General features: G+C 38.7%; 25 protein-coding genes and 1 pseudogene. 8 read left to right on the plus strand and 18 right to left on the minus strand.

Going from position 1 to position 25,772, the window contains the following annotated elements; translation table 11 throughout:
- Positions 1 to 122: 122 nt before the first annotated feature.
- Entirely contained in the window at positions 123 to 2,024 is a 1,902-nt protein-coding gene (locus tag BLR54_RS15230; protein ID WP_090419618.1) for a glycoside hydrolase family 11 protein, read from the minus strand.
- A 203-nt stretch (positions 2,025 to 2,227) separates the two neighbouring features.
- Between BLR54_RS15230 and BLR54_RS08640 the strand changes: the two genes are divergently transcribed.
- Positions 2,228 to 2,743 carry a hypothetical protein gene (locus tag BLR54_RS08640; RefSeq protein WP_090419620.1) on the plus strand — a complete coding sequence of 172 codons (516 nt, stop codon included), beginning with the start codon at positions 2,228 to 2,230 and terminating at the stop codon, positions 2,741 to 2,743.
- Positions 2,744 to 2,786: 43 nt separating this feature from the next.
- Here the strand turns inward: BLR54_RS08640 and BLR54_RS08645 are convergent, their stop codons facing one another.
- Positions 2,787 to 3,230 (minus strand): hypothetical protein, encoded by a 444-nt coding sequence (locus BLR54_RS08645; protein ID WP_090419623.1) that lies wholly within the window; start codon positions 3,228 to 3,230, stop codon positions 2,787 to 2,789.
- Positions 3,231 to 3,450: 220 nt separating this feature from the next.
- On the opposite strand from BLR54_RS08645, the gene BLR54_RS08650 reads away from it, so the two are divergent.
- Positions 3,451 to 4,719: a hypothetical protein gene (locus BLR54_RS08650; RefSeq protein WP_090419625.1), complete on the plus strand. Its 1,269-nt coding sequence runs from the start codon at positions 3,451 to 3,453 to the stop codon at positions 4,717 to 4,719.
- 22 nt (positions 4,720 to 4,741) lie between these two features.
- Entirely contained in the window at positions 4,742 to 5,716 is a 975-nt protein-coding gene (locus BLR54_RS08655) for a hypothetical protein (RefSeq protein WP_090419628.1), read from the plus strand.
- A 93-nt stretch (positions 5,717 to 5,809) separates the two neighbouring features.
- On the opposite strand, the gene BLR54_RS08660 is transcribed toward BLR54_RS08655, so the two are convergent.
- Complete coding sequence (locus BLR54_RS08660) at positions 5,810 to 8,311, minus strand: DUF1266 domain-containing protein (RefSeq protein ID WP_090419631.1); 2,502 nt, start codon at positions 8,309 to 8,311, stop codon at positions 5,810 to 5,812.
- Positions 8,312 to 8,616: 305 nt separating this feature from the next.
- On the opposite strand from BLR54_RS08660, the gene BLR54_RS08665 reads away from it, so the two are divergent.
- The gene (locus tag BLR54_RS08665) at positions 8,617 to 9,303 is read left to right on the plus strand and encodes an immunoglobulin domain-containing family protein (protein WP_090419634.1); all 687 of its coding nucleotides are present in this window, start codon (positions 8,617 to 8,619) and stop codon (positions 9,301 to 9,303) included.
- Positions 9,304 to 9,389: 86 nt separating this feature from the next.
- On the opposite strand, the gene BLR54_RS08670 is transcribed toward BLR54_RS08665, so the two are convergent.
- From BLR54_RS08670 to BLR54_RS08685, 4 genes are all read right to left on the minus strand, one after another.
- Positions 9,390 to 9,863 (minus strand): hypothetical protein, encoded by a 474-nt coding sequence (locus BLR54_RS08670; protein ID WP_090419637.1) that lies wholly within the window; start codon positions 9,861 to 9,863, stop codon positions 9,390 to 9,392.
- Between the two features lie 89 nt (positions 9,864 to 9,952).
- The gene (locus BLR54_RS08675; RefSeq protein WP_090419639.1) at positions 9,953 to 10,579 is read right to left on the minus strand and encodes a GNAT family N-acetyltransferase; all 627 of its coding nucleotides are present in this window, start codon (positions 10,577 to 10,579) and stop codon (positions 9,953 to 9,955) included.
- Positions 10,580 to 10,749: 170 nt separating this feature from the next.
- Positions 10,750 to 11,223, minus strand: a complete 474-nt coding sequence (locus tag BLR54_RS08680; RefSeq protein WP_090419642.1) for a flavin reductase family protein — start codon at positions 11,221 to 11,223, stop codon at positions 10,750 to 10,752.
- A gap of 937 nt (positions 11,224 to 12,160) precedes the next feature.
- Positions 12,161 to 14,035, minus strand: coding sequence for an AAA family ATPase (locus BLR54_RS08685; RefSeq protein ID WP_090419645.1), 1,875 nt, complete (start codon positions 14,033 to 14,035; stop codon positions 12,161 to 12,163).
- Positions 14,036 to 14,274: 239 nt separating this feature from the next.
- On the opposite strand from BLR54_RS08685, the gene BLR54_RS08690 reads away from it, so the two are divergent.
- Positions 14,275 to 14,478 (plus strand): helix-turn-helix domain-containing protein, encoded by a 204-nt coding sequence (locus tag BLR54_RS08690; RefSeq protein WP_090419648.1) that lies wholly within the window; start codon positions 14,275 to 14,277, stop codon positions 14,476 to 14,478.
- Between the two features lie 128 nt (positions 14,479 to 14,606).
- Here BLR54_RS08690 and BLR54_RS08695 read toward each other — a convergent pair whose 3' ends face one another.
- From BLR54_RS08695 to BLR54_RS08745, 11 genes are all read right to left on the minus strand, one after another.
- Positions 14,607 to 16,121 (minus strand): sodium/proline symporter, encoded by a 1,515-nt coding sequence (locus BLR54_RS08695; protein ID WP_090419651.1) that lies wholly within the window; start codon positions 16,119 to 16,121, stop codon positions 14,607 to 14,609.
- Positions 16,122 to 16,283: 162 nt separating this feature from the next.
- Complete coding sequence (locus BLR54_RS08700) at positions 16,284 to 17,045, minus strand: amino acid ABC transporter ATP-binding protein (RefSeq protein ID WP_090419654.1); 762 nt, start codon at positions 17,043 to 17,045, stop codon at positions 16,284 to 16,286.
- A gap of 14 nt (positions 17,046 to 17,059) precedes the next feature.
- Entirely contained in the window at positions 17,060 to 17,716 is a 657-nt protein-coding gene (locus tag BLR54_RS08705; protein WP_090419657.1) for an amino acid ABC transporter permease, read from the minus strand.
- A 20-nt stretch (positions 17,717 to 17,736) separates the two neighbouring features.
- Positions 17,737 to 18,579 carry a transporter substrate-binding domain-containing protein gene (locus tag BLR54_RS08710; RefSeq protein ID WP_090419660.1) on the minus strand — a complete coding sequence of 281 codons (843 nt, stop codon included), beginning with the start codon at positions 18,577 to 18,579 and terminating at the stop codon, positions 17,737 to 17,739.
- 290 nt (positions 18,580 to 18,869) lie between these two features.
- Positions 18,870 to 19,637 carry an NAD(+) synthase gene (gene nadE, locus BLR54_RS08715; RefSeq protein WP_090419663.1) on the minus strand — a complete coding sequence of 256 codons (768 nt, stop codon included), beginning with the start codon at positions 19,635 to 19,637 and terminating at the stop codon, positions 18,870 to 18,872.
- A 124-nt stretch (positions 19,638 to 19,761) separates the two neighbouring features.
- Positions 19,762 to 21,525: an aspartate--tRNA ligase gene (gene aspS, locus BLR54_RS08720; RefSeq protein WP_090419666.1), complete on the minus strand. Its 1,764-nt coding sequence runs from the start codon at positions 21,523 to 21,525 to the stop codon at positions 19,762 to 19,764.
- A 110-nt stretch (positions 21,526 to 21,635) separates the two neighbouring features.
- The gene (locus BLR54_RS08725) at positions 21,636 to 21,956 is read right to left on the minus strand and encodes a hypothetical protein (RefSeq protein WP_090419669.1); all 321 of its coding nucleotides are present in this window, start codon (positions 21,954 to 21,956) and stop codon (positions 21,636 to 21,638) included.
- Positions 21,957 to 21,958: 2 nt separating this feature from the next.
- Positions 21,959 to 22,354, minus strand: a complete 396-nt coding sequence (locus BLR54_RS08730; RefSeq protein WP_090419672.1) for a hypothetical protein — start codon at positions 22,352 to 22,354, stop codon at positions 21,959 to 21,961.
- Between the two features lie 108 nt (positions 22,355 to 22,462).
- On the minus strand, positions 22,463 to 23,032 hold the full coding sequence (locus BLR54_RS08735) for a hypothetical protein (RefSeq protein ID WP_090419676.1): 570 nt from the start codon (positions 23,030 to 23,032) through the stop codon (positions 22,463 to 22,465).
- A gap of 8 nt (positions 23,033 to 23,040) precedes the next feature.
- On the minus strand, positions 23,041 to 23,973 hold the full coding sequence (locus tag BLR54_RS08740) for a leucine-rich repeat protein (protein ID WP_090419679.1): 933 nt from the start codon (positions 23,971 to 23,973) through the stop codon (positions 23,041 to 23,043).
- A 21-nt stretch (positions 23,974 to 23,994) separates the two neighbouring features.
- On the minus strand, positions 23,995 to 24,423 hold the full coding sequence (locus BLR54_RS08745) for a hypothetical protein (protein ID WP_143008415.1): 429 nt from the start codon (positions 24,421 to 24,423) through the stop codon (positions 23,995 to 23,997).
- Between the two features lie 185 nt (positions 24,424 to 24,608).
- Between BLR54_RS08745 and tnpA the strand changes: the two genes are divergently transcribed.
- The 3 genes and pseudogenes from tnpA to BLR54_RS08760 form a co-directional block, all read left to right on the plus strand.
- Positions 24,609 to 24,992: an IS66 family insertion sequence element accessory protein TnpA gene (gene tnpA, locus BLR54_RS08750; protein WP_242871224.1), complete on the plus strand. Its 384-nt coding sequence runs from the start codon at positions 24,609 to 24,611 to the stop codon at positions 24,990 to 24,992.
- Positions 24,989 to 25,336, plus strand: a complete 348-nt coding sequence (gene tnpB, locus BLR54_RS08755; protein ID WP_143008416.1) for an IS66 family insertion sequence element accessory protein TnpB — start codon at positions 24,989 to 24,991, stop codon at positions 25,334 to 25,336. Before tnpA ends, tnpB begins: the two co-directional genes overlap by 4 nt.
- Before the next feature lie 77 nt (positions 25,337 to 25,413).
- Positions 25,414 to 25,772: pseudogene (locus tag BLR54_RS08760) on the plus strand (IS66 family transposase); the annotation flags it as partial.

Raw genomic sequence — 25,772 nt, forward strand, 5'->3', positions numbered from 1 at the left:
ATTTTTGACAGGTGTCCACCGGGCACCTGTTTTTTATTGTCTTATATGCATTAATAAAGGGCCTCCTGACGGAGACCCTGTTTGTGGTTATATATCCCTTTATATATTTTATTTTCCTATAATTACTTTACGTTAGACCAAATCTTATATTCTACGTCAGGATTTACACCCTTCTTTGCGAATAATTCGCTTACTGTAACAAAAGTGTAGCCCTGGCTCTGAAGACCTTCGATAATCTGAGGTAATGCCTCAACTGTCTTTGAATTACCCTGGAAGTCATGAAGAAGAATGATATCTCCATCCTTTGTGTTTGAAAGTACTGAGTTTACTCTCTGAGATACAGATGTGCTGTTCTCCCAATCATTGTGCATGCTTCCCTGGATAAATGGAAGGTCAATATTCTGATACATTGAGTTGTTAACAGAAATATAAGGTGGTCTGAAGAACTTTACATCAACACCAACAGTGTTCTTAATTGCTGAAGATGTCCAGTTAATCTGATTTTTGATATCATTTGCACTCATTCTTGTCATATCTTCATGGGTGTATGAATGACAAGCAAGTTCACAGCCCATGTTAACCTGACGCTGCATGATTGATCTTGTGTTAGAGTTTACATTCTGACCAATAAGGAAGAATGTTGCCTTAACATCATACTTATCAAGAACATCTAACACCTGGCTTGTTGTGCTTGTTGGACCATCATCAAAAGTGAGAGCTACCAACTTCTGGTTCTGCTGTACTGGTGCAGTCTGACCTGGCTGGCTATTGCTACCACTATTGTTTCCGCCATTATTTCCTGTATTACCTGTATTTGATGAGCCAGAGTTATTTCCTACACCAGCTCCATCAATTTTTAAATAATCAAGATTTGCATCCCACTTTCCATCGTCTGCTGTAACCACAAGCTCCACTGTCTGATTGCCCGTGCCATGGTTTACATTTTTGATGGTGTACTCTGCTGGATAGCTACCTCCATAATAGAAGGTGCCCTTATACTGACCGCCGATTTTCAAATCCACACGAGCCATGTTGTTATTATTTGAACATCCTCTCAGTGTAAAATCATGGGTTCCATTTGCAAAGTACTGTGTATATTTCACAGAATCATTATTAGCATAAAGAGCAACACCATTGAATGGTGAAGAAATGTTGCCGGTATACTGGCCACCCTTTGTCATCTTCTCACACTCAACCTTTGTTCCTGTTGAAGTGGATGTTGATGGTGTGTTAGAGCCGCCTTGGTTACCGCCTTGATTTCCGCCTTGGTTTCCACCTTGATTTCCACCCTGGTTGCCACCCTGGTTGCCACCTTGGCTTCCACCATTAGATGAGCCGCCAATTGTCATTACATTTTTGTAAACATTGGCTTTACCACTACTCTGGTAACCTTCTACATTGAGGGCTGCTTCGTGAAGCTTACCCATCTTCATGCCCATGCGCTCCCAAGCCTTAAAGTGCTCTGTTACGCTAATGGTTCCGCTAGTTCTCTTTGTTGTACGTACACTAAAGTACTGTTTAAAGGTTGTTCTTCCAACGATAGATGGTTCGTTGATACGGTCTGCCTCATATACATCATAAGTACCGCCATCAACCGTAATCTGACCCTTACATGGAGTTCCTGGTGGACGCCATGAGCCCCAACTGTCTAAGATGTAATACTCAACCAATGGGTCTTTTGTCCAACCATATACACCAAGATAAGAATTTCCATTTGGCTGATAATCAGCTGCATAATCAAAGGTAATATTACCTATCTGCTGATATGTCTGAGTATCGTTGAATCTCTTTCCCTTTCTAAAAAGTGCATTTCCAATGTTGTTCCATGAACATTCAAACGTTCCCCCGGCGTTTAATGTCATGCTGGTATTACCGTAATCTTTCCATAACTCATAATCATACCCATCATGGGTTTTTGATTCAGTGTCGTAAATGGTATTTGCTGCTTCTGCTGTCAAAGATGTTGACACCAAAGATGCAGTCATAACCACAGCCAACACTGCCGCAGTTAGCTTGTTTTTCACTAAAAACCTCCTCACTTTTTCATTTTTGTATATAACCACACTAAGATATAGTAATTATTTCGTAACAATTCGTCAACAAAATTCTTGCTATTAAATAAAAAAAAGATGCCATAAGGGCTACATCGAAATGATGTAACTCTATTTTTATAACCATTATTTCAGCAATATGTGTTAATATATTTTGAGATGGAGGAAACGATATAATGAAAAAGAAATTTATAATTGCACTAATGCTTACTATGTCATTATTCCTTGTGGGATGTGGTGCATCAAAAGAGGAAAGTTCTGATACAACTGAAACAGTTGAGACTAAAGAAACATCTGAGCCAGCAGAATCTGCAGAAACTGTAGAAGTATCTGAGACATCTGAAGCTACTGAGACAGTAGAAGTGACAGAAAACACTGATGATACAGCAAGTGATTCATCAGAAGTTATAACTGGCGAGCAGGCTTTAGCTGCAGTTCACAATTATTGCCTATCAGTTTTTCCAGAACTCAAGGAATATGAAGAGTCTGGGGATTACGGAATGTACTGGGATATAGCTTCAGAAGATGAAAACGAAATTGTAATCATCTACAGATCCTATACAGGAGCCATAGACCGCTATTATATTGATCCAAAAACTGGTGAGACCTACGTTACTGAATTTGTTTCAGGTATCACTGATGGTGAAGAGAAAACTGGCGAAACCTTGAATATTAAAGACTATATAGAATAATAAAAAAATGCACCGACATCATCATTTAAAGTCGGTGCATTTTTTATAGCATCATATCCATTGCAGCCTGTCTCGAAAGCTCATTAGCAACATACACGATGCCATCTTCATCCACTACATAAGAACCTGAATCATTGGTATCAATTTGAAAGTGATAACCAACCTCATGGCCATCAACATTTACCTTCGTAAATTCTACGCCATCTATGATTTCTGTTCCCTCAATACGATAATTTCCGGCAAAAGCGATACCATCTTTTTCAAACTCAACAAATTTACTCCCGTCAGCAGTTCTGAATATTGCAATATCCAAATCTACATCTTTATCTATAACATATACTCCACCCATATAGATTAGTTTTTCTTCTGTAGCTTCAGAGTCCCCTTTTACTTGTGCATGCACAGTTCTCAGTTCCTCCCCAATAACTGTAACAGCTAAAACTAAAACAGCACATGCGAAAATCCTTCTCAAAAATAAATTTTTCATACTGCCAACTCCTCATTTACCCCAATACCGTTCGCTGACGATGAAATAATATCAAAAGAAATATCACACTAGTATCACACATAATCAAATTTATGTTTAATAAACACCAGTTTTGCAACTAGTCATAATTATTCTCATTTATTCGTGGCATATTTATTAATGTTTTGTTACAATATATTACGATGCGTTTAGCAACACATTAACTAAGGAGAATGATGTAATGAAGAAAAACTTAATAGCAAGCCTTTTAGCTATGACTATGGTGGCATCTATGTTCACTGGTTGTGGCAAGGGCTCAGAGGATTCAGCAAGTAAGGCTGACACTAGTACCACTGCTGAAGAATCAAAAGAAAAAAAATCTGACAGCAAGTTAGATGATTCAAAGGGCCGCGTGGTTGGCAAAGATTCTAAATGGGATGGAGTCTTCACTGACAGCGACGGCAGAAGATTTTGGGCTGGAATGACCATCAATGAAATCGTTGAACAGGGATGTTTAGTAAGCCCTAACTATTTCTCAGATGATCACGAAGTAATCAAAAATTCAATAACAGAAATGTCTATTCCACCACTTTCAGATAGTGAAAACTTCGGAAGCGGCTACGATTGCTTAGAGGTATGGAACGTAGACGGCGATGACTTTTCTACAAACGATTTTGATGAGCATCTATGGTATTACAATCCATATCCATACGCTGTTTCCTTTGGAGAGTGTAAGGTTGGAGCTATTATTGCCGGTCTTGATGACATTGAAAATTCAGATTCTTGGGATAAGGATGGGGATGAGAAAATCTCTGCAGAAGAATTAGAGGCGGTATTTGATATTGCTCCTATTACAAATGAATACGAAACACATATTTATCCATTTGAAGGCTTTGCCGTTGATTTTAATGTGGATAATGGTCATGTAATGCGCTCTCCAATTCAAGCTGATGCCTATGATGCGCACCCTTCACACGCTAAAGAATTAGCTGATTATGTGAAGCCTTTCACCCATGAATATGAGTCGGAAACTCTTGATAATTCACTTGATTCATATACCTTCAAGATGGCCTTAGATGAATACACAATTGATTTATCATTCTTTGAAAGTATCGAAGAAATTACCAGAAGCTATTTAAAGGAATCAGATTACACTAAAAATATCACCATAAAAGGAAACACCGTAGATGGTGACTATGTAACTGTAACCCTTGAACATGGCGATGAAAACATATATGGCTATGATATGGAAACATATGCTAAAAAGAATTACCTTGATAGCGAAAAGGTTGGAAGCGAAACCCTCTATTGCAATAATGGAGCCTATAACTCTGTATCAAAATTTGCCAATGGTACAATCAAGCTGGAGGTAAGCGTTGAGGGAGTACCTGATGCTGCTCATACTCTTGAGGTTACACATAAAGTAGAAAGTGTCATTACAGCAAAGGGCCAGGCTCCTGCAGCAAGCGAAGACACTTCAGCAGACCCAGCTGCTGAAACAGAAAATTAGAGAGATATTTGGAGAATAATTAATGAAAAAAACAAGATTAATAGCTTTAGGCACTGCGGCACTGCTTTTAGTTGGATGTGGAAGTGGCAACAAAACAAGTGTTACTTCTAAGGAGGTTGCCGCTCCTGAAAAAGAGGTAAGTGATATCAACGTTGTATCTGCTGAGGAATTCGACGCAGCATATCCAGGCGCTGTTATTTTACCTGAGGGAGTTGAAGACGTTGTCTACACTTTAAACACCTCTGACAACCCAATTTCTGAGGTTACCTTCAAGGCTGATGGTGTTGACTACACTTTAAAGATTAAGCAGACTGATGATTACAATGAAGACATCACAGGACTTGATAAATCAAAGGAAGTTAGTTTTGATATGGATACCTACACTGGTCCATTTTTGGATTTAAATTTCCAGTTTTGGGTTGATGATAAAACATACCAAGACGGCGACACAACCTATAAGGTTTCTCCATGGCATGGTCACGTAAACGGAATCCACTACGACTACGCTCTTATTGTTTCAGGCACTGATTTAGATGGTTTCGATATTACAACAATGGTAAATAAAATTCATGACTGCTACTTAGCCTATGTTACAAAACAGGGTAATGATGCAGTATACAACCCATCGGAGTTTCCTGACGGTACTTATTTTTCTGATGTTACTATGATTAAGAATATCACTATTGACGGTGACATCCTTACAGTTGAGTACGACAGATTATACCCTCGTGGAGTTGAGGTTCCTGGTGTAATCTACGGCACAGGCGACACACCATTTATTTATAATTCTACAATTTCAGGAAACGTAAGTGAAATCGAATGTGTATTTAAGGATTTGACTGGTTATAATGATGATGGCAGTTTTATCTTTGAAGAAAGAAGTTACTCTCTTGATAAAATCACACATTATACCTTTGGAGATAAAGGTGAGGGCAGCCCTACCGAATTAACCTTTGACCTTGTTGGCGGTAAGATAACCAAGGTAACCGTATACTAAAATATACCACGATTGCTTATATAACTTATAGACACTCGACCTAATACACAAAAACGCAGAGCTTAATGCCCTGCGTTTTTTATTATTCGTTTCTTATTCACTAACAAGCAAATCCTTCCAGTCAACTGATAACTCAGTATTATAATCTCTTTCTATGCTTGAATATAATCTTTCTGAGCCCATAGTCTTTAATGCAGTCTCTATATCCTCAATAGTCTGGTTTGAATTATCATCTACCTGTGCCAGTCTAAACATTTCACCATACAAATAGCATTCGTGAATATCAGCAAAGCTTTTGTATTGCTTTTGAAGTGCAACATCTAGATTATGGACAAGTCCCATATACTCATCATCGCTCAAGTAGCCACAATCATTGAACATATTAATTACACGAAGAAGTCTCTCATAATCATAAGCCGCTAGGCCATTTTCGCCAAATCTAACATTAGCGCAGGCTGCACCCTTTACAGCATAAAAATACTCGATAGAAATATCATTCTTCTCAAAATATGCCTCATCAATTTCCATTGAATCTTCAAATGAAAAACTATCGCCATAGTCAGCTTTAATAGCCGAAATCAATTGTTCTACCTCATCACTAGATTCAGTATATGCTCTGCATTTTGACTGATGACCATAGGTGATAACATCATCGATTTTCTTTTTAGCAGATTCTCTGTCAGTGATTTTCCAAGCCTTTTCCAGGAATAGCTTCTCTTCTGTTTTGGAATCATAAGTACGTGGATGTCCACCTATATATTTTGCATCTCCATATTCCAAATAAGCATAAAGGGCCGTTGCATCTGCCGCCCATTTGTAGGTATCGGTGTAAATCTCAGTGTAATCCTGTGGAAATACTTTGCTAGAGCCTGATGGATCATTCTCATCAAAGGAATCCTCGTAATCATACAGGACCGCTTCATAGTTGTCATTCTCGGTAAGATTCAAGCCCTGTCTACCCTTAACCAAATTGTTAAGACCGATACTTCCGAGTATTAAAACAACCTCTAACAGAAGATATAAGAACACCTTTCTAACGTACTTACTCTTGCCAAAAGGCTTTTCCTCTGAACCCTCCACACAATTAGGAACTGCAGCTGGATTCGCCCAAATATATGTAGGCACATTGTAAAGAGCCTCATAATCAGCCTGAGACATTTTTTTATTAATCTCTAACGGTTCGATTACACGGATTTTATCGCCACTGTCATAGGCATACATGACTGTCTGCTCTTTTGAAAGCAAATCAGCCATGAAAATTGTAGCCTTGTAACAAGTTGCATTTCTTGTAATGTCCTTGAAGCTAATCAAATCATCAAGGCTTGATACCAAAAGCATTCCAACAAAAATTGTTCCTGGTATAGCAAGTGCCGGAATAAAACCGATAGCGTCTGCTCTGCAAGCTATCATTGTTATTATTAAGGTGATGGATGATATGAAATATAAAGCCCTAATGATTCTAGCCAATCTCAAATGCTTCTTTATGTAGGCATCATATTCTCCATCCACAGCCAATTCCTTATCAAGAATACGACCTTCAAAAAGTCCATTTTCAATTACATAATCATCGTTGCAAGTAAAAGCGTGTTCTTCCTTATTAAGGATTTCATGGATTTCTTTCTCACTGTTTTCTTCAACTGTTTCATAGGTAAGAAGCTTTCCTTCTTCCAAAGAAAATGGAACATCATAGTCTTGAAGGTATGCTAAAAATAAATCATAGGATTTGTAGGCACGGCTTATATTTCCAGATAAGCTTAATATTTCATCTCCAACGTGAATCTCAAGCTCTTCAACATCATAACCTCCGGTGTTTGTGGAGTGATGCTTCAGCTCATTATGAACCCAGCTAATATCCTTTACATTTAACTTTACAGGCTTCTTAAAGGAACTTCTAATCTCAATATTTTCACCATCAACATAAATCGTCTGTGTCATTTTTAATGCTAAAAATACCCAAAGAGCAGTGTACGCAAGAATACATGCCAAAAGGAAAAGTCGTAGTCTCATAGACTCTTCCTGGAATATCCAAATTCCAAAAGGAACATCCAAGAGAAGTGTGAGAACTATAAAGGTTATATACGCTCCCACTCTTCCTTTCTGATACATCTTAAAATGATAATTATGCTTTCCAGGCTCTTTGTCTTTTTCAAATGCTCCTACTCGTCTGATTTTGATATTACAATTTTTCAGAGTAGCAGTAACTGCATCATCAACTTCATCTGGAAGATGGATTAAATCGATGGTTGTCTCTTTTCCCTTATCATCCACAAGAGTCATATAGCTGCGAGAACTATAAAAACAAAAATCGACTTTATCTAATGGAATTCTTTTCCTAATAATACCATGCTTTATGATAATGCTGTCTGGTCGAATGATATATCTTCGTTCAACAATGTGGAGCATACGCCAAACTAACAAAATAAATATTGCAACATAAAAGCAGGTCTCATCCCAATCAGAAATAATAATATATAAAAATATCAACTCAAATATGCTGAACAATATATCGAAAAGAAGAATTGTTCCACCTATTTTGCATTCACTTACAACGATTGCATCTCCCTTGTTTTTAATATCATATCTTTTTGTGAACATAACTTACCTTTTATTCTTTCTAAATAGTCTTTGGCAATAATACTATGACTTCTTGTTTTTCTGATGAAAAACAAAAAATCATAGTATTATTGGATTAACACAACGCACTATTATATTTTACTCTATTTTTCACATCTAAAACTTATTTTTTTCAATTTTAAAGGGTAAAATTTTCATAAACTATTCTTAGCAAAGCAATAAGACTTCTTGTGAGCCACTTAAGGAAAAGCCCACAAGAACCAATGACTTCTTGCTAGCAGAACAAAGAATTGCCAGCAAGAATCTACAGTTTATGGAGGTTTGAGATGAAAAAAACATTTATTCTTTCTTTGTGTTGTTTATTAATAGCTTCATCCTTGATAGCTTGTGGTGGGGATAAGAGTGCTGATGACTCAGAGATAATTACATCTGAGAATGGGTCCTCTGAAGAACCATCTTCTGAAGACGCTACTGAAAAAGATGCTGACATCATAACAGCAACTGTATCTGATGGAGCCTCTGAGGATTCGTCCGATACAAGTGAAGCTTCTACTGGAGAAACAAATCTTTCGCTGGATGTTAAATTTGCTGTGTTAGCATATCAGCATATTGCAAGATGTCAGTCAGTGCTTGTTGTTTCAGAGGTTACCAATAGCTCTGACAGAGATTACGATATTAGCAACGGCTTCAACCAAGAGCTGGTTGCAACAGCCACACAAAATGGCGTGCCACTAGAAACTCTTCGTTTAGGTTCCGACAGTATCAGAGATCCACTAAAAGCTGGTTCTACAATGCTTATTATGGATGGATTCAAAACGGAAACACCAGATGACATCACTGTTACTTGGTACGAAAACGGTGTTGAAATTGCCACAAAGACTTACACAACAAATGAGTTAGTCCAGACCTCGCAGGATTATCTTGATGGAAAGTTTGATACATCAGCCTACGATGAACAGTTCCTCTTCTTATCAAAAGATATTAAGAAAATAATTGATGATATTAATCCTTAGTAATAGCAAGAGCACCCCGAGGGGTGCTCTTGTTGGTACTAAGTTTACTTCTTTCTTCTTATTTACAATTACAGCACTATTATCACCTAGAATAATTGAACATTATAATTAGTTTTACAAACATAATTAAATCTCTCAATATCCTCCCAGGCAGATGCATTTACAAAGCCTGATGCGTGTTTTACCCCGGCTTTAATTCTATCTTTTCTTGACAAAACTTCTTCTGAAAATCTATCTATTATTTTATCTTTATCCAAAGAAAATGGTGCCAAACCATTTTGTTCTTTAAATAATATGCTTGTTAAATAAGCCCCTACCATGTATACATCAAAATCATCTCCATCTAACATTTCAAGCAAGCCATTTTCAAAAAGAACCTTTATAGAATTATCTTCTTTATATAATTTGTAGATGCCACGTGATAAAACTTTACTAACATCAGTCTGTTCTGGAGCTTGAACCATCTCGTTATGTTCACACATGTATTCCCCTTCTCCTCGCAAGAATGGAATTATTTCTCCCTTTGAAATTGCTTCTTTTAATACTGCTAATACATCCATAGAATTACTACTCCTACTCATAAATTAATATTAGCCAAATGCAACAAGAGCACTCCCATGGGGTGCTCTTGTTGTTGGGTCTTATTTGTCTAGAAAAGCTGTCCTGGTAGCTTTAACTTCTCCTTAGCAGGAAATGATTTGTCAAACTCATCTACATCTGCATCATCCACATAGTATCCCTGTGGAGTCTGATATACTCCTGTAACCTCACTAAGATACCCCGGAATCAACTCCTTGCAAAGGAAGAATGATGAATCTGCATCTTCCGGCAAATCATGATACCTGATTCCGAATTTACTGGCGTAGTCAAAGCCACTCTTTCCATAGAAATCAATATTGCCTTCAAACAATACCGCACCAAATCCCATCTCAGTTGCTTTTTCCAAAGAATAGTCCAAGATTCTTTTGCCATAGCCTTTTCGCTTCAATTCTGGAGTAATCCCAATTGGCCCCATTGTAAGAACCGGAACAACTCTTCCATCATCCGCCTCAATGACCGTCTTCATAAACATGTTCTGCCCAAAAATCTGGCCATTCTTCTCCATGACAAAATCAAGCTCTTTTACAAAAGCTGGATCATCTCTAAGTACATGCATCACATAGTGCTCGCTGCACCCTGGACGATATACGTTCCAAAACGATTCTCTGATAAGATTTTCTACTGTTCTATAGTCTTCCTGTTTTTCTAAACGAATTATAATGTCATTTTTATTCAATTTTTTTACCTCCTGAATTATGTTGACCTACATTGCCTTTCTGGCGGGAGGTTTGTGTGATTGTGTTTGCAAACCTCCCGGTTAGCCGACAATCTCTCGTGTGTTGTACTTTGTCAAACAGCACTTCTCCTTTTTTATTATTTAGCCTTATGGCTTTTGATAGCTATATTTTACCTTATTATCTCCACAACTTCACCTATAAACATATCATGCTGAGCTTCTTTTCCGTAGAATTGCTCTGCGATATCAGGATTCATATTTGATGGTTCAAGTGGCTGACACATAAGCTTTCTACATACAAAAGTTACCTCTGCTTCTGCAAATGTCATGCCGTTCTCCACTTCTCTTGGTGTAAGTCCTGAATCCTTCATCTTGTCCATATCACGTCCCGACTTTGACCCAAGCACGCCGAGAGTCTTCTTATAGTCTTCTGGATAAAAGCTTACTGTGAAGTACTCATTGTTATCCATGAATTCATGTGTATAGCGATTAGTTCTTACATAAACTGTAGCTACAGGCTTGTTCCAGATAGTTCCAAAACCGCCCCAGCTAATTGTCATTGTATTAAAACTATTCTTATCCCCTGCTGTAAGAAGCGCCCACTTCTTATCATACTGCTCAAAAATATTTGTATTAAAATCCATAATCTATTATCCTCCTTGTGCTATGAATAAATGAGTTTCAAATGAATGAAGCCGCTTGCGAAATGTTCATGATGTTACACTAACAAAAAGCGACCTAAAAAGCAAAGTTTTAGGGAACTTTTTATTGGTATCTGCATTCAAAAGTTCCCTAAAATGTTATTCATAAAGTACCACCATCTTTTAATTGCTCTGCTTCAGAATAAATAATTGATTTCAATTGGAGCGCCCTTCGGGGTGTTCCTAATTTATCGCGGCATGTCTAAAAATCCTTATTTTTCGCTTGCTCATTGATAAAATTGGGCTGATTTTGCTGATTTTTTATCACAGGATTTTTGAAATAGTAGGCTAGCTGAAGGTGCCGCGATAAAAAATCGCGGATTTCCGCTGATTTTTATCAATTGAGGCTTTGTTAACCCACATGTTCTCGTTCAGCCGCGATAAATCGAGATAGCTAAGCCAGTATTCTTGTTGTACCGCGATATTATAAGGCTGACTAGATTAGCATTCTTGTTTGATTTCTATAGTATCGGACTGACAAAACTAATGAACATACCACTCTTATCAATTTGACCTCGCATATGCCGCATTCTTTCGTTATGCAATGATAAATATTTATAGTTAATTATGATAATTTGACTGTTTTATCAATTTCACTCCTAATAAACCGCATTACTTCGTTCTTGATTGATAAAATTATTGCTTTTTGTAGTGAGAGCCAAAGATTATCCTAGATTTTTATCAATTGAAGTCCCGCGAAGCCCCATTCCTCGTTTGAGTTTTGATAAATCCCTCATTTTCAACAGTGATTCTCAAAATTTTTATCAATAGCATGTCCGCAACACAGCATAGAACCGTTTATAAATTGATAAACACAACAAGAGCGCCCCGAAGGGCGCTCCTGCCTACACTCAATACTTAGATTAATCTGTTATGGTTATTATGGATTTTGATTGTTACCTGGGTCTGTATTATTTCCAGGATCTGTGTTACTTCCTGGATCTGTGTTGTTTCCAGGGTCTGTGTTACTTCCTGGATCTGTGTTGTTTCCAGGGTCTGTGCTTGTTGTGCCATTAAGAGCATCCAATTGAGTCTGCAAGTCACCACTTTTTTCTGTTGCATCATCTATTACAGCCTGTGCATCATCGATGGCCTGCTGTGCCTGTGCAACCGCTGTAGTAGCCTCATCATAAGCTTCTGTAGCATTTTTAGCAGTGGTTAAAGTTTTAATCTCAGCATTAGCTTCACTTATAGCTTGTGTTGCACCACTCTTATCATTTCCTAATTGTGTCTTAACACCATCAAGACGGTCAACCTCATCTTGTGCAGCATCTAGTGCGTTAACAGCTGTGATATATTCATCCACACCAGCACCCTCTTCTGCTTCTGTAACGGCTGCGGCAAGTGCAGCATAATCCGTTTCATCTATTTCTGCAGCTTTATCAGCATACTCCTCAGCATACCAATCTGATACATCATCATAAGAGTCTTTTTCTGCCTCATCTGGATGAGCAGCATTGTATGCAGCAATAGCATCTGTTTTCAATTTATCTGCTGCTTCTTTAGCTGCTTTAGCTGAAATGTACGTCTCAATACTATCCTTATTTTCTGCACCTTCAGCAGTCAAATCATCAACAGCAGTCTGTGCTGCTGTGACATCTCCAGATGCCTCTGTAAGTGCATCCTGCACACCTGCTAAGCAAGTCTCAGTATCAGCCAACTTGTCATTGTCTGCATCAACGCCATCCTTGAGAACGTATTCGCCCTCATCATTCTTCTCAACATCACAAGCTTTATAATAATCATCACCAACTTTGACAGCATTAATTGTATCAAGAGTTGCCTGTGCAGATGTTATTGCAGCTTCCGCTGTGTCTATATCACTCTGAATTTCTGCAGCAGTTTTAGCTGCCTCTTCTGGATCATATCCAGCTGCTGCCTGAGTCTGACTCATAAGTGACTCTGCTGAACTCTGAACACGTTCTGCTTGGCTCTTTAATGATTCTGCAGCTGCTTTCTTCTGAGTTGCCTGTGCAGCAATATCGTCAACTTCATCCTTTACTGCAGCCACTACTTCAGGATCATCGCTACTTAATGCTGCATCTACATCTACTTCTGATAATCTTGTTGCCAATGCACCAACATCTTCCTGTAAACCTAATGCATTATTCTTAATAGTAGTTGCCGAATTCTTTACATTAGCGATACTACCATCAAGACTAATACCGCCACCACCTGACGAATCGTCTCCGCCACCAGAGCTTGCTGCAGAACCAGAGCCGGCCTTTACGCCACCTGGAAGAATGCCTTCAGATGGGAAGCCACCGAGAGTTCTGTGCTCTTTCTGTCCGAAAGTAGCAAAGTGAATATAATACTTAGCCATATCAGCGCCAAAAGCATTCTGAAGATCTGGATATGCTTTCTTATAAGCGTTGATATCGAAATATGGGCTGATGTTTCTGCCTTCCTTCATACCGAATGTAAGGAAGTGAGCAAAGAGCTTGTTAACATCATTGCCAAATGCTGCAGCTACATCAGGGTTCTTCTGAGCGTAGAACTTAGCATCAAAAATAGAACGGAGAACTTCAATGTACTCTTCCTCTTGATTTGATGCACGGCCTTCGTTCTTGCCAAAAAGATTATAGTGCTGCTCAAGAGCCTTTGGTGTAGTGCCAACAACAGCAACTACATCTGGATTCTTAGATGCATAATAGTTTGCATCAAAAGGAGCTGCCATAACAGGCATAGATGTTGCAAGTGTTGTTGCAGCCACAGTGACTGCGAAAAGTCTTGCTAATTTCTTGTTTCTAGTCATAGTGTAAAATCCCTCCTATAAATTGAATTTCTCCCCATGTCGACCAACTGATGTAACCATACGGTAGCACGCGAGAGCTAATTATGGGTGCAACCATATGGTAGCACCAGCAACATTAATATACCACCAAATGGTAGCATTGTCTTAGAAATAATAGTTTTTTAACACACTTTTCACACTTTTCCATAATCTGATTATTATTTTCTGACTTTTGCCTATAAATAGAGGGGAGGACACACTTGCATATCCAAAGGCTTGAAGATCTTAGAATTGATCATGACTTAACTCAACAAGACATTGCAGATATCCTTTTCTGCAAAAGAGAGGTTTATCGCAGATATGAAAAAGGCATACGAGAACTTCCGCTCTCCTACGCCATAAAACTTGCTGATTATTATAATGTATCACTTGATTATCTAGTTGGAAGAACTAATAAAAAATAAATCCCACCAGTAGACAAAATCAATGTCTAACTGAGTGGGATTTTTATTGCAAAATACCATATTATTCCTGATGACATTATTCTTATTTATCCATCAGAAATCACAATACCCAAATCTAAGTATTTTCCCTACTTCACCGACTCAAATTCTTCCACAATCTCTTTTTCTGGGGCTGGTGTAGCCAAGCTTACAACTACGCAGAGAACCAAGCCTACGATGAAGCCTGGGAGTAATTCGTAGATTCCGAAGATGCCGCCCATAGGCTTGATAAGGAACTTCCATAGGAAGATCATAACACCGCCGCCAAGCATACCTGCGATAGCGCCGTATTTGTTTGCACGCTTCCAGAAGAGGGCCAGGAGCATGATTGGGCCGAAGGCGGCGCCGAAGCCTGCCCAGGCAAAGGATACAATACCGAAGACTGAGCTGTTAGGGTCACGGGCGATGAAGATACCTATTGCAGAAATAACAATAAGTACCACTCTAGCGAGAACCATCTGCATGTGCTCTGAAAGCTGGACGCCAAGTGTCTCATGGATAATATTCTCAGACACTGAAGATGAAGCTGCAAGCATCTGCGAATCACAGGTGGACATGGTACATGCCAAGATACCTGCAAGGATAACACCTGCAAGAAGTGCCTGTAAAATACCAAGCTCTGAAAGCTTCTGAGCAATAGCGATGATTCCACGCTCTGAATCTGCAAGCTCATCGATGACGCCAACATTAACCATAGTTCTTGTCATAACACCGATGAAGATTGCAACTCCCATAGCGATGAATACCCAAACAGTAGAAATACGGCGGCTAAGCTTGATTTTTTCTGGATTTTCAATAGCCATAAATCTAAGGAGGATATGAGGCATTCCGAAATATCCAAGACCCCAAGCCATAGTAGAAATAACTGTGATTATGCCGCCGTAAGAGACATAGCTGCCTGTAGCAAAATCGTGCATTCCCATGAGGCTGATGTAGCCGTCTAAGGAATTGCTGTAGGTGTTGATGGTCTGAAAGCCACCAACTGAATTAACACCAAAGCAAACAACTGCAATGAGTGCGATGGTCATGATAATAGACTGAACGAAGTCTGTGGTTGAAGCAGCAAGGAAACCTCCTGTAGCTGTGTAGCCTACGATTACTGCTGCTGAAGCAAGCATTGCCACAGTATAATCCAAACCAAACAAAGATGAGAAAAGCTTTCCACAGGCAGCGAAGCCTGAACCGACGTAAGGAATGAAAAATACCACGATGATAATTGATGAAATCAGCATCAAGACATGACTCTTGTCTCTAAAACGATGCTCGAAGAAATCTGGAACGGTAACAGAATTGTTAAGTTCTGAGTACTTACGAAGTCGCTTTGCTACAAGCAACCAGTTCAGATAAGTTCCAATTCCAAGACCTAAGGCTGTCCAAAAGACGTCGCAAACACCGGTAGCATATGCTACGCCAGGAAGGCCCATTAAAAGCCAAGAGGACATATCAGATGCCTCTGCACTCATGGCTGTAACAAATGGTCCTAGCTTTCTACCACCAAGGTAGTAGTCATCAACTGTGTTGTTTTCCTTTGCAAAAGACACACCCATAATAAGGAGCGCTGCAAGGTAAACAAGAATCGCAATTACGATACAAACTGTATTCATATTGTCTCCCCTTTAATGTGAGTTAATAGTTACAAATTTCCTGTGGGCTACTTTAGGATAACATCTATAAGTCCACAGCTTTGAATGGGATTATTTTCTATCAGAAAATATTAATCCATATCAGGTTATTATTTTGAAGAAAAAATTAACCTATATTATTTATCAGCTATGTCCAGAATAGTTGGACAAAAACTGTTTTGTACGTTCGTTAATAGGATTATCAATCACTTGCGAAGGTGTGCCCTTGTCGGCAATAATGCCGTCATCCATAAAGATGATTTCATCAGAAACATCTCTGGCAAAGCCTATCTCGTGAGTAACGATAATCATTGTTGTGTGCTGGCTTGCAAGCTCCTTAATAACCTTCAGAACTTCACCTGTAAGCTCAGGATCAAGAGCTGATGTAGGCTCGTCAAAGCAAAGGATATCTGGCTTTAAAGCTAGGGCTCTTGCAATGGCCACACGCTGCTGTTGTCCTCCTGAAAGCTGATGAGGATAATTGTACATGCGATCTGAGAGTCCCATCTTAGAAAGCAGGTCCTTGCACATTGCGTCGATTTCTGAATCTGGTACCTTACCATTGTTGAAAAGCTTTGGAGCAAGGGCAACATTTTCTAAAGCTGTATACTGAGGAAAAAGATTGAACTGCTGGAACACCATTCCAAAATGCACTCTCTTCTCTCTGATTTCTGCTTCAGAATATGGCTGCTTCATTGCGTCAAACAGCAAATTTCCATTTACAGAGATGGTGCCACAATCTGGTGTCTCCAAAAAATTGAGACATCTAAGCAAGGTAGTTTTTCCTGAGCCTGAGCTTCCGAGGATGGAAAGGGTCTGGCCCTTTTCCATGGAAAAACTGATGCCTTTGAGAATCTCTGTGTTATCAAATTTTTTCTTTATGTTGTTTACTTCTAGTATTGACATTTTCGTCGCCTCATTTATTTAAAGAAATCCAACTTCTTCTCAATATATCCAAACAATAGTGTAAGCAATCCACTGAATATCAGGTAGAATACGCCTGTGTAAAACAGTGGCCAAATGATACCTGCGCTTTTGATGAAGCGCTCGCCTTCCCAGATGATTTCGTAGAAGGCAATAACTCTAGCAAGAGAGGTATCCTTTACAAGAGTGATTACTTCGTTTGAGATAGGTGGAACGATTCTCTTTATAACCTGAAGTAATATAATTTTAAAGAAGGTCTGAGATTTGCTCAAACCAAGCACTGCTGCTGCTTCATACTGGCCCTTTGGAATGGACTGGATACCACCTCTGAAAATCTCGCTGAAATAGCAGGCATAGTTAATTACAAAGGCAACAAGAGCTGCGGTAAAACGTCCGCCGTCTCCGGAGCCCCACACATTAACTCCAAGGAAGATTCCAGGTCCATAGAAAATAATAAGGAGCTGAAGCATAAGTGGAGTGCCTCGAACAATCCATATTATAAACCTTATTGGCCCGCGAAGTATTATATTTTTATTCATTGAACCAAAGCTTATTACAAGTCCAAGTGGAAGTGCAAATAAAAGTGTCAATGAAAACAATTTGAGGGTTCCTAAGAAACCCTCAAAAAGTGATATCGTAACAGATGAAAACATATCCTATACCATCCTAGTTTTTACTGTGCAACTACTGCATCCTGAACGCCGTATGTCTTTGCGATTTCCTGCATAGTGCCATCGTCGTATAAAGCTTTGAGCTGCTTGTTGATGTATTCAGCAAAGTCTGAACCCTTGCGGCAACCGATTCCGTATTCCTCAGTTGTAAGCTCAACAGTGTGTGCAAGATTAGGATAGCTTGTGCCTTCACCAATCATAGCGCCTGCCATAAGTAAGTCGATTATGCATGCATCAGAGGTTCCAGCTGCAACTTCCATAACAGCGTCAGCCTGAGTCTTTACAGCGATTGATGTGAGACCATTCTCATTTGCTGCTGCCTCTCCTGCAGAGCCAGACTCAACAGCAAAGCTTAAGTCTTTCAAGGAATCGACATCCTGGTACTTGTCAGCCACATCGGCATTAACCACTACCACCTGTGCATTGTTACAATATGCATTTGTGCATTCCATCGCATTTGTAACCTCAGGTGTAAGAGTCATACCATTCCATACCACATCGATTGACTTGTTCTCAAGCTCGAGAATCTTGTTGTCCCAATCAATCTCTACAAATTCCACATCAACGTTCATAGACTCAGCGACCTTACGTGCCATATCTGCATCAAAGCCAATCCACTCCCCAGTGTCATCTTTGTAATCCATTGGTGCGAAATCTGTAATACCAACAATAAGTGTACCCTTATCCTGAATATAAGCAGCATCGCTCTCTGCAGCTGAGCTTTCGCCACCTTCCTCTGTAGAAGCTGTTTCACCACCAGAGCTTGATGATGAATCTGAACCACATGCTACCAAGCCAAGTGTCATAGCACCGATTAATAACCCCACTAAAATTCTTTTCTTCATAATATTGTCTCCTATCGGATTCATTTGCTTTATTTCTTTATCACTTTACCATACTAAACCAAGAATGTAAACCTACCTTTAATAAAAATATGAAAATTTATTTGAGGTAACTTCTCAATAAGGATAACTCCATGTGCCTAAATAGCTGTCTGTAAAGCTTAAAACATAAAAATAACCCTCCCTACAAAACTTTTCATTGTCTTGTAAAGAGGGTTAATATTAATCATATTAAACTAGTCAAAATTAATTCTATATTAAGTTCCTTATTCAACCATCCAGCAATATAAAACTTACTGTCTTGCAAAAGAAGGAAGTGTCTTAAGCTTGTGAAGGTTTGCAACATGCTTCTTTTCAATAACCTCAACAAGAGAAGCCTCAATTGGGCACTCTCCTGCCTTGTCATCATCAAGCCACTGAATGTAGCTATCAAGAGCTGCATATGTGAAGCCTAAGTTGTCTTCGTCTGTCTTGCCGCAAAGACCATCACTTGGAGCCTTGTGAACAAGATCTGTAGGAAGACCAAGCTCATCACCAATAGCACGAACCTCACAAACCATTAAATCCTGAAGTACAGAAACATCGCCAGCAGCATCACCGTACTTTGTAGAGTAACCAACGTAATCCTCTGAACGGTTGCAAGTGTTAACAACAAAAGCTGGCGCATTCTGTCCCTGAGCAACAGCGTAAAGTGTAGCCATACGAAGACGTGGAGCAAGGTTTGTAAGAAGCTGAGAAGTCATGGAAATCATGTCGTTAGCTTCGTAAGTCTTCTTAGCAGCATCAAAGATTTCACCGATATTTACTGTAGTATGTCTGATTCCAAGGAACTCGCATACCTTCTTAGAATCTTCAATATCTGACTGAGTTGTGTTTGGCATCATAACGCCAATAACTCTGTCTGCACCAATTGCTTCCTTTAAAAGAGCTGCAGCAACTGTTGAATCCTTTCCTCCTGAAATACCAATAACAGCAATAGACTTGTCAGAGAAACCATTAAAGAAATTTCTAAGATAAGTCACATCCTTTTCAATTACTTCCTTTGCATTAAAATTCTTCATAATAATTCACCTCTTATATTTTTTACTTAAGAACAAGAATTACCTGCCCTTAAAAAGTATAAAAAGCCCTCCGCAGCCCACAAGCTATATAGCTTGCCGGCTTAACGAAAGGGCTCCATTGTCCTTAATCTTCTTTTGGCATTACTATTGCAATGTGGACATCATCAAGCTGCTTCTGCTCAACAGTTGCAGGAGCATCCATCATAATATCCTGTGCATTCTTATTCATTGGGAATGGAATAATCTCACGGATTGATTCCTCACCAGCAATAAGCATAATCATACGGTCTACACCAGGAGCGATACCGCCGTGTGGTGGAGCACCATAAGTGAAGGCGTTGTACATAGCTGGGAACTTAGCCTTAACATCATCCTCGCCAAGACCAACAAGCTTGAAGGCCTCAATCATGATTTCAGGGTCATGGTTTCTGATAGCACCAGATGAGAGCTCAACACCGTTACATACTAAGTCGTACTGGTATGCAAGAATATCAAGTGGCTCCTGGTTCTTAAGAGCATCCATACCACCCTGTGGCATAGAGAATGGGTTGTGGCAGAACTCAAGCTCGCCAGACTCTTCACCGATTTCGTACATTGGGAAATCAACAATCCAGCAGAACTCGTAACAATCCTTCTTCATGTGTCCCTCTGCTGCTGCGCCGAGAAGCTTTCTGAATACACCAGCTGTCTTCTGAGCAACAAGAAGTGGACCTGCAGCAAGACCAACGAAATCACCAGGCTTAAGACCAAGTGCATCGATGACTGCCTGCTTTCTCTCCTGAAGGAACTTAGCGATACCTCCAACGATTTCGCCGTTCTCATCAAGCTTGAACCAGTATGTCTTCTGAGCTGTAGCAACCTCTACCTCAGCGATCATAGCGTCGATCTGCTTACGTGTAGCTGTAAGGTTATCAACAACGATAGCCTTAACAACGTTGCCCTCGAATGGACCGAATCCACAATCAGCCATAACCTCTGTAGCGTCCTGAAGAACAAGGTCGATACGAAGATCTGGCTTGTCTGAACCGTACTTGTCCATTGACTCAAGATATGGAATGCGTACAAATGGAGCTGTTGAAGCTGTGTTGTAAACGCCGTACTTAGCAAAGATAGGTGGAAGTACATCTTCGATTACTGCGAAGACATCTTCCTGAGATGCGAATGCCATCTCCATATCAAGCTGATAGAACTCTCCTGGAGAACGATCTGCACGAGCATCCTCATCACGGAAACATGGTGCAATCTGGAAGTATCTGTCGAAACCAGATGCCATGAGAATCTGCTTGAACTGCTGTGGTGCCTGTGGAAGTGCATAGAACTTGCCAGGGTGATTACGTGCTGGAACAAGGTAATCACGAGCACCCTCAGGTGATGAGCATGTAAGGATTGGAGTTGTAATCTCCATGAAATCGTGAGCAATCATAGACGCACGAAGCTCTGCTACGATTTTGCTACGAAGGATAATCTTGCTCTTAACGTCTGGATTACGAAGATCAAGATAACGATATTTAAGACGAGTATTCTCATCTGCTTCCTTTGAACGATTAATCTCGAATGGAAGCTCGTTGTGAGTACACTTGCCAAGGATTTCAATCTTTGTAGGAACTACTTCAATCTCACCTGTTGGAAGCTCTGTGTTCTTTGAAGAACGCTCGCGAACCTCACCTGTAACAGAGATTGTAGACTCCTTGTTAACAGAATCGATAACAGCCATCATCTCTTCTGTCTCAATAACTATCTGTGTTGTGCCGTAGAAATCACGAAGGATAACGAATCCAAGATTCTTAGACACCTTTCTAATGTTTTCGAACCAACCAACTAATGTAACCTGCTTGCCAGCATCTGCAAGACGGAGCTCGTTACAGTTGTGTGTACGTGACTGAGTCATGATATATCTCCTCTTCTAAATACAAAAACATGGACTGTCTAGCTAACGCTAAACAGCCCTTTAATAATACATCAGAATATCTATAAATTCAACTATTGCAGCATGGACAATCAAATGATTTCAGCCTTAATGTTATCAGACGACATCAAATCTGCAAAGTTGATATTATCTTTAGCTTTATCAAGTGTAGGAACTATTTTTCCTAACAGTTTTGGTTGCCATGAATTGCTTGAATCAAAAATGGTACAAAACAACTGAGACACACATACCATAGACTCTGTGCCAACAATATCCAAGGTGCTCTCAAATAGATTATAATCCACCAAAAGATTCTGTGATGAGTCACTCATGCTATCAATTAATGTTTTAAATTTTTTATTATTTAAAAATACATTTTTTTCTGAAGTTAATTTTGTTATTTCCTTTGCCATTTTTAACGTCCTGCCTCTTGTGCTTCCTCTGCCTCTATTTCTGCTATTCTATCCTGACATCTTCTGATTTCATCTTCCAAATCTCTAACCATTTTCCAGGCATTTGAAATACAGGTTTCAAGGTCAGAAATAAGATTTTTTCCAGTGCTATCAGATAATGTGTACTCCAAACCTGTTATACTTCTTTTATTGCTAGCATTGTTACAAAAAGCCATCTTCCAACTGCTTCCTGCAGTTACATCGTAATCATCATTGCCACCTTTACAGAAACCCATCAAGGTAAGCTTTCCGTTTACTGTTGAAATCTCCCCTTCCATGTTGGCAATGTCTGTTTTGATTGTTTCTATTTCAGAATTGCATTTGCTAATGCGGTCGTGTAAATCTGTTGTTTCGCTCATAATTATGTCTCCATTCTCTAGTTGTTGTCTTGGTAGGTTATTTCTGAAGCTGCAGCTTCTGTTTTTTGTTTTCTTAATGCTTCCTCCTCTTCAGTTATTGGACGGAAATTACTCATTATCTTCCATTTTCAGAATCTCATCATTTAATTTATAATCGGGGTCTTTATACAAATAATAAAATTCAAGTTGCTGTTCTTCAGTCAACCTAAAAAAATTAAACTCTTTACCATAATATTCATAAGCTAATTGCTGCTCCTCGAGATAGATTTTTTCTACATTTTGTTTTTGTCTATATGATAAATCTGCAAAAATACAATCATATTCCTTACTTGTTATATACTCAAACCCCCAATATATCTCTTTAATACAATTCCCACTGAATAATTCAAGATAATTTGAATATATTTCATTTTTCTCAAAATAAGCATGTTCTATATCTTTACCTGTATAATCTGTTCCACAACACATATTATACCAAAAGGCAGCAACCTCAAGCATATCTTCATTAAAATATATTTTATCTGGATCAGTTTTATCTCTAGAGCCATAAAATGAAGAAATGTAATCTGGTTCTACTGTAGGTCTACTTCGATGCGTCATATCAGTCAAAACTATTAGCACCACAATAAGCATCATTATTAATGCTGCAATGATTTTTAAATCTGTTTTATAACTCATTGTTTATGTCACCATTTCTCGTTTTCTTGGTAGGTTATTTCTGAAGCTGCGGCTTCGGTTTTTTCTTTTCGTATAGCTTCTTCCTCTTCTGTACTCTCTTGGAATTCTATATCATTGTCCTTACAGAATTGCTCAACAGGTGCACCCTTTGGCGCTTTAATTATACTTTTTACATCGTACAAATCATCATATGATATGTCTTGATTGTTCCCATAAAAAATAACCTCGTTCTCATATCCAAACTCCAAGCACATGTTTAATGAATCTGGAAGATATACAATCTTTGTTTCATCCTCATTTTCTTTTCCTATGACACAATAATGATTAATACTTTTAACCCCTTCTGGAATCACAATTTCTTCCTTTGAGCCATGATAAAACAGCAAAACACCATCACCAACCACGTAATACTTATCATTTTTGTGAGCTTCGCTATATCCTGTTTCATCAAAGTCAAAAACTATTTTTTTTACAGAACTAGGTATGACAACACTATTCAGTTTGGGACATGCTAAATAATCTCGTACGATTTCTTCTAACCCATCTGGGAAAACAACCTTTTCAAAATTTTTACAATTAACTACTGTAACACAATCCCTTTTTCTACCGTATTCGTATTCCAACTCCTTCAAAACATTGTTCCCTATAACCATTGATTTATATTCAATATCAGGCGGAACAACTATCTTTTCTACTGTTTTGCTATTACTGAATGTTTCTTTTGTAACATATTTAATTTTGAATGGCCCAATATGTGTAGACAACACAACTTTAGTATCATTTCCTGTATACTCAGTAAGCCTAATTGTCCACCTTTCATCTGTATTAAACTCATATTTGTAATCACCTATGATACCGTTCATACTCAGCACGAGAATTGTGACTATAATTATTATTATGCAAAGGCAACAACTCCCCAATATTATCATTTTGCGTTTCAATATATTTCTCCTTCTTACTCGTCAATTTATCAAATCATCTTGCACATAAGGGATTTTTACTTCCATTTCCTCACGAATATTCTCACTAGCATTTGAAAAAGCTTTACTCAGACTATCTTCATCTACTATAAAAGTATCTTCAAAGGCATTTATACATTGTAGAGACAGGTCTACTGGTATATCTGTAAATGATTTATACTTTGCGTTATTTCCCAAATTTGTATTTCCGTATAAAAAGAAATTCAATGCAGATTTTTTGTCTTCAACAGAATACTCGTCGCCTCCAATCTGATTAATTACATCATCTACATTATCTGTAAATCTATCTTTAATCGTACTGTATGCATTTTCATTATACATAAATGATATTCCACTTTGCTCCCACTCTCGCATTGCTTGTATCCTATAATAATCATTTATTTTAAGATAATAATTATCTCCATCACTCATGACAGAGTAAAACATCATAGCCTGTTCTATATCTTCTAAGCTTTTAATAGTAAGCGCTTAGTGTTCCACCGTCGTGACTGACAGCGGATTTTCTGAAACAATAATAACAACTAAACATATGGAGCGTTTCACTCCAATTCTATTCGTGATAGTGGAGCGTTTTACTACAAATGGAGGTTGTTATTATGAGAAGTAGATTTACCAAGCAACAAAAGTTTGACATGGTAATGGAATGCCGCTCAAGCGGCTTATCCGATTATATGTGGTGCAAGCAGCACGACATACAAACAAGCACATTTTATAGCTGGGTCAAACAATTGAAACGTGATGGCGCGAATGTTCCTGACAGAACATATGCGGAAGCATATCACGTCGATACCAAGCCAGATATTGTTAAGCTTGAAATTGTTGACGAATTACCAATGGAACCAGCGCCTGTAATTCCATCGATTACATCAACTCAGTGTGCTCTAGAAATAACTATAGGAAAAGCATCAATCAAGGTATTTAATGATGCAAATCCTAAGTTGTTATCTCAGGTTATGTCCTGCCTAGGAGGTCGCTTATGATTGGTGACATCTCAATGGCAGATAACATATATATCATCTGTGGATACACAGATATGCGAAAGTCCATTGATGGACTTTGTGCCGTAATTAAAGATCTGCTCGAACTCGATGCAGAAAATACTAAATCGCTATACCTGTTTTGTGGTAAGCGTAATGACAGGATAAAAGCGCTCTATCATGAAAATGATGGATTTTTGCTTTTATATAAAAGGCTCGATTATAAGCTTGGAAAATACAAATGGCCTCGTAACAAAAATGAGGTCAGAACCATCACCTGGAGACAGTTTGATTGGTTAATGTCAGGGCTTGATATCGAGCAACCAAGGGCAATAAAAAGTGCCTAAAAGCCTTGATTTTACTGGGTTTTTAACCCTAAATCTGCTATAATAAATATATCAGAAAAAGGAGTTTTAACTAGTAAATGTCAGGTGCAAATGATATCCAACTCAGAGATCTGAGGGATACAATTTTACAACTGAATAATACAATCAACACTCAGACTACGCTTATTATGTCGCTCCAAAAGTCTGTTGATGAGAGAAATGCAAAGCTTGATGAAAAAGATCAAGTTATAGCAAATCTTCAGGCTCAGCTTGACTATCTAAAGACAAAGCTGTTTGGTTCTACAAGCGAAATCCGTAAAGGCGATATTCCTGGGCAGTTAAGCTTATTTGATTCATCTGATGAAGAGGATACGCCTGCCATTCCTATCGAACCTGAAATTGTTGAAGTTAAAGCTCATACTCGTGAACGTAAGCCAAAGGCAACATATGACGAGAT

This window comes from Pseudobutyrivibrio sp. YE44 (genome assembly GCF_900104335.1).
Lineage (GTDB): Bacteria > Bacillota > Clostridia > Lachnospirales > Lachnospiraceae > Pseudobutyrivibrio.